The sequence below is a fragment of the Flavobacterium melibiosi genome (assembly GCF_048158545.1).
GTDB lineage: Bacteria > Bacteroidota > Bacteroidia > Flavobacteriales > Flavobacteriaceae > Flavobacterium > Flavobacterium melibiosi.
This window is the reverse complement of the sequence record NZ_JBLNKU010000010.1, coordinates 119,085-131,490: the sequence shown is the minus strand read 5'-3', so window position 1 is coordinate 131,490 and position 12,406 is coordinate 119,085. Positions and strand designations below refer to the sequence as shown.

General features: G+C 34.0%; 12 protein-coding genes. 11 read left to right on the top strand and 1 reads right to left on the bottom strand.

Translation table 11 applies throughout. The features are described from left to right. Positions 1–37: 37 nt before the first annotated feature. The 11 genes from ACM55F_RS13145 to aspA all read left to right on the top strand — a co-directional run bounded on the left by ACM55F_RS13145 (position 38) and on the right by aspA (position 10,003). Positions 38–616, top strand: coding sequence for a nucleotide exchange factor GrpE (locus tag ACM55F_RS13145; protein WP_416854258.1), 579 nt, complete (start codon positions 38–40; stop codon positions 614–616). Positions 617–695: 79 nt separating this feature from the next. Beyond that, complete coding sequence (gene dnaJ, locus ACM55F_RS13140; protein ID WP_131992288.1) at positions 696–1,811, top strand: molecular chaperone DnaJ; 1,116 nt, start codon at positions 696–698, stop codon at positions 1,809–1,811. A gap of 238 nt (positions 1,812–2,049) precedes the next feature. Next, entirely contained in the window at positions 2,050–2,973 is a 924-nt protein-coding gene (locus ACM55F_RS13135; protein ID WP_416854257.1) for an ABC transporter ATP-binding protein, read from the top strand. A gap of 70 nt (positions 2,974–3,043) precedes the next feature. Beyond that, on the top strand, positions 3,044–4,360 hold the full coding sequence (locus ACM55F_RS13130) for an ABC transporter permease (protein WP_416854256.1): 1,317 nt from the start codon (positions 3,044–3,046) through the stop codon (positions 4,358–4,360). A 246-nt stretch (positions 4,361–4,606) separates the two neighbouring features. Continuing rightward, positions 4,607–5,770 carry a sigma-54-dependent transcriptional regulator gene (locus ACM55F_RS13125; RefSeq protein ID WP_416854254.1) on the top strand — a complete coding sequence of 388 codons (1,164 nt, stop codon included), beginning with the start codon at positions 4,607–4,609 and terminating at the stop codon, positions 5,768–5,770. Between the two features lie 247 nt (positions 5,771–6,017). Continuing rightward, the gene (locus ACM55F_RS13120) at positions 6,018–6,743 is read left to right on the top strand and encodes a DEAD/DEAH box helicase (RefSeq protein WP_416854253.1); all 726 of its coding nucleotides are present in this window, start codon (positions 6,018–6,020) and stop codon (positions 6,741–6,743) included. Between the two features lie 16 nt (positions 6,744–6,759). Next, positions 6,760–6,978: a DUF2007 domain-containing protein gene (locus ACM55F_RS13115; RefSeq protein WP_416854252.1), complete on the top strand. Its 219-nt coding sequence runs from the start codon at positions 6,760–6,762 to the stop codon at positions 6,976–6,978. A 34-nt stretch (positions 6,979–7,012) separates the two neighbouring features. Further along, a complete protein-coding gene (locus tag ACM55F_RS13110) occupies positions 7,013–7,258 on the top strand; it encodes a hypothetical protein (RefSeq protein ID WP_416854251.1) in 246 nt (81 codons plus the stop codon). Between the two features lies 1 nt (position 7,259). Continuing rightward, positions 7,260–7,565 carry a type II toxin-antitoxin system RelE/ParE family toxin gene (locus ACM55F_RS13105; protein WP_416854250.1) on the top strand — a complete coding sequence of 102 codons (306 nt, stop codon included), beginning with the start codon at positions 7,260–7,262 and terminating at the stop codon, positions 7,563–7,565. A 38-nt stretch (positions 7,566–7,603) separates the two neighbouring features. Then, positions 7,604–8,401 carry a Cof-type HAD-IIB family hydrolase gene (locus tag ACM55F_RS13100; RefSeq protein WP_416854249.1) on the top strand — a complete coding sequence of 266 codons (798 nt, stop codon included), beginning with the start codon at positions 7,604–7,606 and terminating at the stop codon, positions 8,399–8,401. 204 nt (positions 8,402–8,605) lie between these two features. Beyond that, positions 8,606–10,003 (top strand): aspartate ammonia-lyase, encoded by a 1,398-nt coding sequence (gene aspA / locus ACM55F_RS13095; RefSeq protein ID WP_416854248.1) that lies wholly within the window; start codon positions 8,606–8,608, stop codon positions 10,001–10,003. Between the two features lie 217 nt (positions 10,004–10,220). Here aspA and ACM55F_RS13090 read toward each other — a convergent pair whose 3' ends face one another. After that, positions 10,221–12,254: a S9 family peptidase gene (locus tag ACM55F_RS13090; protein ID WP_416854247.1), complete on the bottom strand. Its 2,034-nt coding sequence runs from the start codon at positions 12,252–12,254 to the stop codon at positions 10,221–10,223. Positions 12,255–12,406 lie beyond the last annotated feature (152 nt).

The window sequence follows — 12,406 nt, the reverse complement described above, 5'->3', positions numbered from 1 at the left end:
TGGCAGTACTTTTGCAATCCAAAGAAAAGAATAAAAAATGAAGTTTAAGAATTTTTTTAAAAACACAAGTAATATGACTACTGAAAATACAGAAATCGATCAAGAAATAGATGACCTAACATTAGAACAGAATGCGAATGGTGAGCAGCTTATTGTTGAGGAATTAGGTGTTGAAGAACAATTAACTCAAGACTTAGCCAAAGAAAAAGATAAGTATTTACGATTATTTGCTGAATTTGAAAATTACAAACGAAGAACTTCAAAAGAACGTATCGAGTTGTTTAAAACAGCAAATCAAGAAGTTTTACTTGCTATGTTGCCTGTTTTAGATGATTTTGACAGAGCTATTGTGGAAATAAGCAAATCTGAAGATGAACTACTATTAAAAGGAGTAGAGCTTATTCATGAAAAATTAAAAAACACATTAGTTTCTAAAGGATTAGAACAAGTTGAGGTTAAAGCTGGAGATGCATTTGATGCTGATTTTGCTGAAGCAATAACTCAAATTCCTGTGCCATCAGACAAAATGAAAGGTAAAATTGTCGATGTTCTTGAAAAAGGATATAAATTGGGAGATAAGATTATTCGTTTTCCAAAAGTTGTTATAGGGCAGTAATAGATTCGCGATTTATCGCGTCTTTAACATCACGCGTAGAGGTGCACTGCAGTGCGACTCAACAAAAGAAAAAATAAAAATGAAAAAAGATTTTTACGAAATATTAGGCATTTCAAAGAATGCTGATGCTGCCGAAATTAAAAAAGCATATAGAAAACAAGCAATAGCGCATCATCCTGACAAAAATCCTGGAGACAAATCGGCAGAAGATAAATTTAAATTAGCTGCTGAAGCTTACGAAGTATTAAGCGACCCTCAGAAAAAAGCAAAATACGATCAATATGGTCATCAAGCTTTTGATGGTTCTGGCGGTTTTGGCGGAGGTGGTCACGGCGGAATGAATATGGATGACATTTTCAGTCAGTTTGGTGATATTTTCGGAGGCGGTTTTGGTGGTTTCGGAGGCGGTGGAGGCGGCGGCGTTCGTCGTGCTAAAGGAAGCAACCTTCGTATCAAAGTAAAATTGACATTGGAAGAAATTGCCAATGGAGTTGAGAAAAAAGTAAAAGTAAAACGTAAAGTTCAAGCACCTGGAGTTACCTATAAAACGTGTTCTACATGTAATGGTCAAGGACAAGTGATGCGAGTTACGAATACAATTTTGGGTAGAATGCAATCTGCTTCTACATGTCCAACATGTAGTGGTTCAGGTCAAATTTTAGATAGAAAACCATCAGAAGCAGATTCACAAGGAATGATTCTTGAAGATGAAACTGTTTCAATAAAAATACCTGCAGGTGTGGTTGACGGAATGCAATTGAAAGTTTCTAATAAAGGAAACGATGCTCCAGGAAATAGTATTCCGGGAGATTTGATTGTTGCTATTGAAGAATTGGAGCATGAGTTCTTGAAACGTGAAGGTGAGAATTTACACTACGATTTGTACATTAGTTTCGCTGAAGCTGTTCTTGGAATTTCCAAAGACATCGAAGCTATAAACGGAAAAGTGAGGATCAAACTGGAAGAAGGAATTCAATCCGGTAAAATTCTGAGGTTAAAAGGAAAAGGAATTCCTAGTATCAATGGGTACGGAAACGGAGATTTATTGGTGCATGTAAATGTTTGGACTCCAAAAACGCTGAACAAAGATCAAAAACAGTTTTTTGAAAAAAATCTTACTGACGAGAATTTTATTCCAAATCCTGAAAAATCAGACAAATCATTTTTTGAGAAAGTGAAAGACATGTTTTCATAATAAAAAAGTTAGACTCGATTTATCACCTCTAATTTAAAAAATACATTCCCCCATCCTTGTTAAAATAAGGATGGGTTTTTTATGAAATCGCCACTAACAATTTGTTTGTTGCAAACAAACACCAATAAATATAAGGCGATAACATATATGACCGCTAAAAATTAAATGCTACATATATGAAACTATTCTAAGTATTTCGGTACTAATTATTTACTTTTACACCAATTAAAAAATGAGCATGAGTACTATTCTTGAAGTGAATAAAGTTGTCAAACAATACGGTGATTATGTGGCACTTAACGAGGTTTCATTAATAGTTCCAAAAGGAAGTATTTACGGACTTTTAGGTCCAAATGGAGCCGGAAAAACATCACTTATCCGAATTATAAATCAAATTACATTGCCTGACAGTGGCGAGATTATTTTGGATGGTGAAAAATTGCAACCCAAACACGTTCAATATATAGGCTATTTACCGGAAGAAAGAGGATTGTACAACACGATGAAAGTGGGAGAACAATGCTTGTATTTGGCTCAAATGAAAGGACTTTCTAAGGCTGAAGCCAAAAAACAACTGGAGTATTGGTTCGAAAGATTAGAAATTCAAGGTTGGTGGAATAAGAAAATCCAGGAACTTTCTAAGGGAATGGCGCAGAAAATTCAGTTTGTGGTATGTGTGTTGCACAAACCAAAACTGTTGATTTTTGATGAACCTTTTTCTGGTTTTGATCCCGTAAATGCCAATATTATCAAAGATGAAATTCTGGCGTTGCGAGAAGAAGGAGCGACCATAATTTTCTCGACCCACCGTATGGAAAGTGTAGAAGAATTATGTGACCATATTGCACTGATTCATAAATCGAATAAACTGATTGAAGGAAAACTGGATGATGTCAAGAGACAATTTAAAACCAATAGTTTTGAAGTGGGTATTTTATCAGAGAATGTAGAAGGTTTGATGTACGCTATAACACAAAAATTCACCGTGGGATCGGCTAATTTTAAATCATTGAACAACGAATTAAAACTGGAAATCCAACTCGGGAATGCCACGCCAAATGAATTATTGAATATCCTGACACCACGCGGTCAGGTAACGCACTTTGTGGAAAAAATACCAAGTGTCAATGATATTTTTATACAAACTGTAACAGAAAAATAAAAAACAATAAGGAAATTCCAAATTCCAAAGTATTGGATTTTGGAATTTTAAAATTTGAAATTTGCGAAGCATGAGTATAATATCATTAATTATAAAAAGAGAGTTTATTGCCAAAGTGCGCAATAAATCTTTTATTGTTATGACTTTTTTAAGTCCGTTACTATTTGTGGGAATAGCTGTTTTTGTGGCATATTTAAGTTCCATGAAAGCCGATACAAAACGAATCGCTATTCATGATGAATCGGGCATGTTTGTAAAAGAATTTACGTCACAAAACAATAAAAACAGAGAATATAAATACCTTGATTTGTCTGTAATAGATTTAAAATTCCTGAAAGACAGTATCACAAATGAAAGCTATGAAGGATTGTTATACATTCCAAAAGCGAGTAATGCCAAGGATTTCGAAAGTAAAATCCAGTTTATTTCAAACAGTAGTCCTAGTATTTCATTCATTGAAAATGTTCAGGATGTAATTGCAAATAAACTGACCAAAAATAATTTAGAAAAAGCACATTTAGATACGCTAGCTATTAAAAATGCCCAATCAAAAGTGAATATCAGCTTAACAAAAGCATCTGGTGAAGAAAGTGTCAAAGGACTTAACGAAATCAAAATCGGGATTGGCGGTGCATTTGGATATCTTATAATGATGTTCATAATTATCTACGGAAACATGGTCATGCGAAGCGTCATTGAAGAAAAAACCAGCCGAATAGTAGAAATCATAATTTCCTCAGTGAAACCATTTCAATTGATGATGGGAAAAATCATAGGCACTTCATTAGCAGGATTGCTACAATTCCTTATTTGGGCAATAATCGGAATGTCATTAATGTTTGCAGCCTCTGTATTTTTTGGAGTAAATGTGGGGCTAACAGCCAGCGTTTCACCTGAATTGATGCATTCTGCACAGCAAGAAATGACTGGAACTGCCCAAATGTATATTAAGGAATTATGGAATTTACCCATTGCAAGTATCCTTGTTGGCTTTGTAATTTATTTCATTGGCGGCTTTTTTCTGTATAGTTCATTTTACGCGGCAATTGGCGCTGCAGTCGATAATCAAACGGATTCACAGCAGTTTCTGTTGCCTATCATTATGCCATTAATGTTGAGTGTTTACGTTGGATTTTTTACTGTTATCAATGATCCACATGGGACAATTGCAGTCGTTTTTTCAATGATTCCGCTTACTTCCCCAATCGTTATGCTGATGCGAATTCCGTTTGGCGTACCTTTGTGGCAAATCGCAATATCAGTAACGTTATTATTCGGAAGCTTCTTTTTTGTAGTTTGGTTTGCCGCAAAAATATACCGAATAGGAATACTCATGTACGGCAAAAAACCAACGTGGAGTGAAATGTATAGATGGTTGAAATATTAAATAAAGCTCGGTTCAACTTCCGTTAAAATTTAATTAATTTATGGAGCTATTTCCCGCTTTCCGTTGCAAACGAAGTTCACTGAACTCCGCTGAAAATAAAAGTTAAGTGAAGTAATCTTTTTATTTTTAAAGAAAAATAAAAAGGATTTTCACTTTAATCGGGGCTAGGGCATCAGTTTTCAAAAAACATTGTCTGTTATTAGAAATAAAAATTTTGTGCCTTCGTGGCTAAACAAAAATAAAAATATGTCAAAAATACTAATCATAGAAGACGAAGCCGCTATTCGAAGAGTACTCACAAAAATACTCTCTGAAGAAAACGACACCTATCAAGTTGAAGAAGCCGAAGACGGTGCTGCAGGTTTTGAAAAAATAAAAAACAATGATTACGATTTGGTTTTGTGCGACATCAAAATGCCAAAAATGGATGGTGTTGAGGTACTTGAAGCAGTCAAAAAAATCAAACCCGAAATCCCTATAGTTATGATTTCCGGTCACGGCGATATGGAAACGGCCATCAATACAATGCGTTTAGGTGCCTTTGATTACATCTCAAAACCACCAGATTTAAACCGATTATTGAATACGGTTCGCAACGCTTTAGACAAAAAACAACTCGTAGTGGAGAATAAAATTCTGAAGAAAAAAGTCAGCAAGAACTACGAAATGATTGGCGAAAGCGAAGCTATCAATCACATCAAAGTGATGATTGAAAAAGTAGCACAAACCGAAGCCAGAGTTTTAATTACGGGGCCAAACGGAACCGGAAAAGAATTGGTCGCGCATCAATTACACGAAAGAAGTGAAAGAGCCAATTTTCCTTTAATTGAAGTGAACTGCGCCGCTATACCATCTGAATTGATAGAAAGCGAATTATTTGGTCACGTAAAAGGAGCGTTTACATCGGCAGTGAAAGATCGTGCAGGAAAATTTGAAGCAGCTGATAAAGGAACTATTTTCCTGGATGAAATTGGTGATATGAGTCTTTCGGCGCAAGCCAAAGTATTACGTGCTTTACAAGAAAGTATGATTACCAGAGTGGGAGCAGATAAGGACATTAAAGTCGATGTTCGTGTTGTTGCGGCAACCAATAAAGATTTGAAAAAAGAAATTGCCGAAGGGCGTTTCCGTGAGGATTTGTACCATCGTTTGGCTGTTATCTTAATAAAAGTGCCATCATTGAACGACAGAAGAGAGGATATCCCGATGTTGATTTCGTATTTTGCTGATAAAATTGCTTCAGAGCAAGGAAATGCTATAAAAAAGTTTTCAAAAGAAGCGATTCATTTATTGCAGGAATACGATTGGACAGGAAATATTCGTGAATTACGAAATGTAGTGGAGCGTTTGATTATCCTTGGCGGAAGCGAAATTTCCGAAAATGATGTGAAGTTATTCGCAAGTAAATAAGTAATAGCCACAAATTCTGATAAATTGAATTTGTGACAGGAAAATATAAAATTACAAAAAGAAAGGAAATAGTATTGATTGTGATAGTAATCGCAACATTTTTTTTGAATTTAAAATATTCCGATTTATTCAAATAGATAATTGTTTTAGATAAAAGTGAAAGTGGATTATGAAAAATGTGAATGTGAAAACACATAATTTTTTTATCAAATCCTAAATCTAAAAATCTTAATTCCTAAATTAAAATATGAAACTAAAAAAAATAAACGAAGCGTTACAAGAAGCCCTAATTGAAAACGGTTTGACTGAGGCCAATGCAATGCAAAAAGAAACATTTTCGACAATGAAAAGTGGTTCGGATTGTATTATTATTGCACCAAAAGGAAGCGGAAAATCGACAACAATTGTGCTAAATGTAATTCAGAGATTGGCAGGCGCAACCGAAGAATCACCAAGGGCTTTGATTATTGTAGAAGACAAAGCCAAAGTATTGGAAATGGAATCACTTTTTGAAAAATACGGAAAGAATTCTAATTTAGAAGTCTATGGTGTTCATGATAAAGGAGATATGGAATATGATAAAAATTATATTTCTAGCGGAATTGACGTGTTAATTGGGACGCCAAATAAGTTAAGTGAAATGTTTACCACAGCTGGATTTAATGTAAACCGATTGAAAATGTTTATCCTTGATGATGCTGATCCAATTTTGAAATTGCGTCATGAAACTAAAATCATGCGTATTTCGAATAGCATTGTCAGAACCCAACGTATTATTTTCTCGGAACAATTTACAGATCGAATAGAAATCCTTGCTGAAAAAATGTTAGTGGAGCCTTTTGAATTCGATTTTGATGGAGAAGATGAGGACGAAGAAGGTGATGAAGATTTTGAGGACGAAGAAGATTTCGAACCTGAAGTTGGAGATGACTTCGAGGAGCAAGAAGGTGATGAAGAAAATGGTAATAAATAATTAAATAAAGAAAAAGATGGGATTAATGAAAGTGTTTTCGGGAAGTGAAATTTTAGCTTTAGCGTTACAACAGAAAATTGAAGCAATAGGAGTAGATACCGTTTTAAAAAACAACATACAATCAGCTCGATTAGGAGGTTTTGGAAATTCAGACTTGGCAGTGGAATTATTTGTTCAGGAAACGGAGTTTTCAAAAGTGAATCCAGTTATTGAAGAATTCAGAATGAGTATTTAAATTTGTATATTTGTTATTCAAATAACTCTGTAAGATGGACATAGCTGCAAAGAAAATAGAATTGATGGATTGGTTACTTCATATTACTGATGAAAGTAAACTAAAAAAAATAATAGCGCTTAAATCTGTTTTAGATAAAGAAGTTGTTGCTCATACTATTAGTGGTTATCCAGTTGACAAAGAAGAATACATCAATATGGTTAAAGAAGCTGACGAACGAATTTCATTAGGAAAATATACAACTATTGAAGATCTAGAAAAAGAAATCGAGAAGTGGTAATATGCAAAAGCCAATTACCATACTTTGGGATAATCAAGCCAAAGCCGATTTGAAATTAATATTTGAATTTATCAAGTTAAAATCTCCTCAAGGAGCAAAAAACGTTATTAGAGATATTGTGGTTCAAAGTAAAAATATTCATTTTGCGAAGCAATATCAAGAGGATGAATTTTTAGGAGAACCTTATAGAAGAATAATTGTTCGAGATTATAAAATCATTTATAAAATTCATTCTGAAAGGGAAATTCGTATTCTTCAAATTTTTGACACAAGACAAAATCTAAGTAAATTAAAAAATAATTTGTGAATTTCGGTATTTGAAATACTGCTTTTTAAAAAATAAAAATGAAATATAAAATGTTAGTTTTGGACATGGATGACACTTTGTTAACCGATGACCATATCATTTCAAAGGAGAATGCAGCAATGTTGTCTAAGGCACAGGAACTGGGTGTTTATGTTATTTTGGCATCTGGAAGACCAACACCTGCGATGATTGCTTATGCCAAAGAATTGAAATTGGATAATTCCTATATGATATCATATAACGGAGCCGTAATTACTGATTTAAAAGAAGATAAAATCATTTTTGAGCAGACGTTAACACAGGAACAAATTCATGAATTGTACGATTACAGTTTAAAAAGTAAGACCCATATTATTACATACCTTGATGGGAAAATTGTGAGTGAGACGGATTCTGAATACATTGATATTGAAAAAAACATCACCGGTTTAGAACACAATAAAGTCGTTAGTTTTAAAGATGAGGTTAAATCAGCAGCCATAAAATGTATTTTATTGGAAGAGCCAGCCTATCTAAAAGAAGTTGAAAAAGACTTGAGAGCAGCCATGCCACATCTTAGTGTATGCATGTCAAAACCGTTCTTTCTGGAAGTAGCACAAAATGGAATTGATAAAGGTGCCAGCATCAAATTTTTGGCCGAAAAATTGAATATTCATCAAAGTGAAATTATAGCCGTTGGAAATGCAGGAAATGATTTGACGATGATTCAATATGCCGGATTGGGTGTTTGGGTCGATAATGTAGATCCTGAATTGAGAGATAAAGGAGATGTGATTGTAGCCTCAAATAATAATCATGGCGTGGCTGAAGTCGTTCGCAGATTTATTTTGAACTAGTTTTTTTTCTAAAATAAAAAAATAATATAAGGTTTTATCATACTCAGCTGATTGTAAAAATCGGATAATTTATATAGCTAACTGTATAAATTATCCGATTTTTTTGTTTGTGTGATTTGAAAAATACGTTTTTGTGCTCGCTAAGTTTTATTTTAAAATAAGAGGTATCTTTAATGTGATTTTTTAATATAAAAAAAACTCAAAATGGATAGAATAGAAAACGATTTATTGGGTGATTTAAATGTTCCCATAAATGCTTATTACGGTGTTCAAACCCAAAGAGCAATTGAAAATTTTCATATTTCAGGAGTTAAATTAAGTCAGTTTCCAGAATTTGTCAAAGGTTTGGCTTACGTGAAATGGGCCGCTGCCGAAACCAATTTTGCATTGGGATTGTTAGATGAAAAATTGAAAAATGCTATTATTCAAGCCGCAAAAGAAGTTATCGCCGGTCAATTTAATGATGAATTTCCAATTGATATGATCCAAGGTGGTGCCGGAACTTCTACCAATATGAACATTAATGAAGTTTTGGCAAATCGTGCCTTGGAAATTATGGGGTATCAAAAAGGGGAATATCAATATTGTTCTCCCAATGACCATGTGAATTTGTCGCAATCGACTAATGATGCCTATCCAACATCGATAAAACTGGCGGCTATTAATTCGAATATTCAATTGATTGAACATCTTAAAAAGTTAATTCTATCATTCCGAAGAAAAGGGGTTGAGTTCAAACACGTTTTGAAAATGGGAAGAACGCAATTACAGGATGCAGTTCCCATGACTATGGGCCAGGAATTTGAGGCCTATGCAGCAACTTTAGAAGAAGAAATTGATCGATTGAGTCAAAATTCGGCGTTATTTTTTGAAATCAATATGGGGGCAACTGCCATTGGAACCGGTTTAAATGCCGCTCCCGGTTATGCCAAATTATGCGCGGAAAATTTAGCCAAAATTACTGGGCTTCCTTTTGTTTCAGCGCCTAACCTAATTGAAGCAACTTCAGATACGGGTTCGTATGTGATTTATTCTTCGGCTTTGAAAAGAATGGCGATTAAAATTTCTAAAATATGCAATGATTTACGATTGCTTTCTTCCGGTCCAAGATGCGGATTGAATGAAATTAATTTACCGCCAATGCAACCTGGTTCTTCCATTATGCCGGGAAAAGTAAATCCCGTAATTCCAGAAGTGATGAACCAAGTGTGTTTTCGTGTTATTGGAAATGACTTAACGGTAACTATGGCCGCCGAAGCTGGGCAACTACAATTAAACGTTATGGAACCGGTTTTGACTTATGCAATAATGGAGTCTATGGCTTTATTGTCTAACGGGATGGATACGTTAGCAACAAAATGTATTGATGGAATTACCGCTAACGAAGCCCATTGTAGAGATATGGTTTTGCACAGTATTGGTATTGTAACGGCGTTGAACCCGTATATTGGGTATAAAAACAGTACTAAAATTGCCAAGGAAGCGCTGGAAACTGGGAAAAGTGTTTACAATCTGGTATTGGAACACAATCTTTTATCAAAAGAAAAGTTGGATGATATTTTGAATCCTGAAAATATGCTGGGACCGAAAATGGAAAAATAATTTGCGAGAATATAAAATATTGATTTGTACGATTACAGTTTAAAAAGTAAAACGGAATCATGTCGTTGCTGAAGTAGTTTACAGATTTATTTTGAATAAAAAAATCATCATTCAAATGACCTAATTTTAATCTCCAATTAAGTTTGTCAGATTAAAAAAGCGAGAAGTAGTTGTAAAAAAAACAACTCCTTCTCGCTGATTAATTTTAAAAAAAATATTATTCCTTTTTAGATTCGTAAGTTACCATGTTAATATCAACAGTTATTTCCTTTAATCTTTTGGCAACATTTTCCGGCATTTCTTTTTGGTAATTACCACCTAAAATTCCTGCTAAGAATTTTTCTGTTTCGGCATACATTGCCATATTGTTTACTGGTTTTGCAAATCCATGACCTTCATCATCTGCTAACAAATAAGTTGCTTTTTTTCCTTTTTCTCTAAGAGCAACTATAATTTGATCTGCTTCTGCTTTTTTAACTCTAGGGTCGTTTGCACCTTGAATTATCAATAACGGTTTTACAATTTTATCGGCACTAAATAAAGGGCTTGCTTCATGAATTCTTTTTTTACCTTCTTCTGTATTTGGATCACCAACCATTCCGTATAAAAATGCTCTGCCAGATTCCCAATAAGCGGGTATTGATTCTAATAATGTAAAAATATTACTAGGTCCAACAATATCAACACCACATGCATATAAATCTGGAGTAAAAGCTAAACCAGCCAAAGTAGCATAACCTCCGTAGCTTCCTCCCATAATAGCCACTTTGTCTTTATTTGCAATACCCTCTGCAATTAAATGCTTGACACCCCAAGTAATATCGTCCTGCATCAGTTTTCCCCATTGTAAATCGCCTGCATTCAAAAATTCTTTTCCGTAACCGCCACTAGCTCTAAAGTTAGGTTGTAGAACGGCATATCCTCTATTGGCCAAAAATTGTGCCTCGGCATCATAACCCCAAGTATCTCTTGGTCCTTTTGGTCCACCATGAACTAAAATTACTGTAGGTAAATTCATACTGCTTTTTCCAACGGGTAAAGTTAAATATCCTGTAATTTCTAAACCATCGCTACTTTTATAACGAATCGATTTCATTGGAGCTAAATATTGTTCAGCCTTTTTTAAAGCAGGTCTTGGTACATATTGTAAAAGTAATTCTTTGGTTTCTGAATTAAAAAAATAAACTTCAGCAGCATATTTGTCTCCCCAAAGTGCTACCAAAAATTTCTTTTCGTCTTTAGTTTTACTTTGAAAATTCACTTCTCTACCAGGAAATTTTGATTGTAAGTATTTGTAATTTTTTTCCCATGTTTTATCTTTCCAGTTATATATGGTTTTGTCATCGGTATAGGATGTAGAAATTAATTCTCGGGTTAAATCACTTACCCGAAGACTTCCAAAATCTACTCTATTTTTTGGATCACTTTCTATTTTGGTGATTTTTTGAGTATCCAAATCCATTAATAACAAGGTAGAAAGATTTAAATCTCCTTTATTGCTTACAAAATAGGCTTGTTTGTTGTCCGGTGTCCAATTGGTGATGTACGCTTGTTCTGTTACTGACGTTTCGTAAATTTGAGTCAGTTTGTCCCCTTCTTTTTTAAATAGGATTGTAGTTCCTTTATCATCGGTTTTAGAAAGAACTCTCAGATTTTCGTCCCAATCAAAGTCATATCCTGTAACTCTGTCCTTGTTTTCATATGTTTTAGTAAGTTTTCCAGTAGAAATTTCCAGTTGATATAAATCGTGCCAAGCCTTATCTCTATCATTTAAAGAAACCATCATCAAATCTGGATTTTTCTTGCTAACCAAGTTTATTTGTGCTGTAATTTCTTTTAAGGGGGTTAGATTTCTAGAAACTGGAACCGTGTTTGTTTCTGCTGTTGTCATTGGGTCAACGGCAAAGACATTAACGTTTTCGTCGCCATTTTCATCTTTTACATACAAAATATATTTGCCGTCATTCGACCAGAAATAACCATACATTGGACGTTTGCTATTAGTAAGTGGACGTGCTTTTTCAAAAGGCTCATCAAATTTTTTGACCCAAATATTCATTATCCCTTCATATACTTTCATAAAAGAAATCCATTTCCCATCTGGGCTTAATTGCCCTCCTGCAATTTCAGGATTTCCAAAAAATAATTCTCTATCTAAAATAGGAGTGATTGCTCTTTCTGTCTTGTTTTGAGCTGCAATAGTACTAATCGCAATTAGAAATAAAAAAGTACATAAAATAGAATTTTTCATAAAAGAAAGTTTTAAATGGGTTGAAAATTAATTTACTGATTGTGGAAATAATTTACAAAATTTAATCTTTTTATTTCTTGTGTTTTCTTTGTGAATTTGCAAACTATCCTTAACATCTAAGTAAATATAATAATAAATTATGTAAGTATTTG

What these genes read in the sequence shown, in the direction of transcription:
- ACM55F_RS13125 (WP_416854254.1), top strand. Translation starts at nt 4,607, where the DNA reads ATGTCAAAAATACTAATCATAGAAGACGAAGCCGCTATTCGAAGAGTA.
- aspA (WP_416854248.1), top strand. Translation starts at nt 8,606, where the DNA reads ATGGATAGAATAGAAAACGATTTATTGGGTGATTTAAATGTTCCCATA.
- dnaJ (WP_131992288.1), top strand. Translation starts at nt 696, where the DNA reads ATGAAAAAAGATTTTTACGAAATATTAGGCATTTCAAAGAATGCTGAT.
- ACM55F_RS13120 (WP_416854253.1), top strand. Translation starts at nt 6,018, where the DNA reads ATGAAACTAAAAAAAATAAACGAAGCGTTACAAGAAGCCCTAATTGAA.
- ACM55F_RS13115 (WP_416854252.1), top strand. Translation starts at nt 6,760, where the DNA reads ATGGGATTAATGAAAGTGTTTTCGGGAAGTGAAATTTTAGCTTTAGCG.
- ACM55F_RS13090 (WP_416854247.1), bottom strand. Translation starts at nt 12,254, where the DNA reads ATGAAAAATTCTATTTTATGTACTTTTTTATTTCTAATTGCGATTAGT.
- ACM55F_RS13100 (WP_416854249.1), top strand. Translation starts at nt 7,604, where the DNA reads ATGAAATATAAAATGTTAGTTTTGGACATGGATGACACTTTGTTAACC.
- ACM55F_RS13105 (WP_416854250.1), top strand. Translation starts at nt 7,260, where the DNA reads ATGCAAAAGCCAATTACCATACTTTGGGATAATCAAGCCAAAGCCGAT.
- ACM55F_RS13130 (WP_416854256.1), top strand. Translation starts at nt 3,044, where the DNA reads ATGAGTATAATATCATTAATTATAAAAAGAGAGTTTATTGCCAAAGTG.
- ACM55F_RS13145 (WP_416854258.1), top strand. Translation starts at nt 38, where the DNA reads ATGAAGTTTAAGAATTTTTTTAAAAACACAAGTAATATGACTACTGAA.
- ACM55F_RS13135 (WP_416854257.1), top strand. Translation starts at nt 2,050, where the DNA reads ATGAGTACTATTCTTGAAGTGAATAAAGTTGTCAAACAATACGGTGAT.
- ACM55F_RS13110 (WP_416854251.1), top strand. Translation starts at nt 7,013, where the DNA reads ATGGACATAGCTGCAAAGAAAATAGAATTGATGGATTGGTTACTTCAT.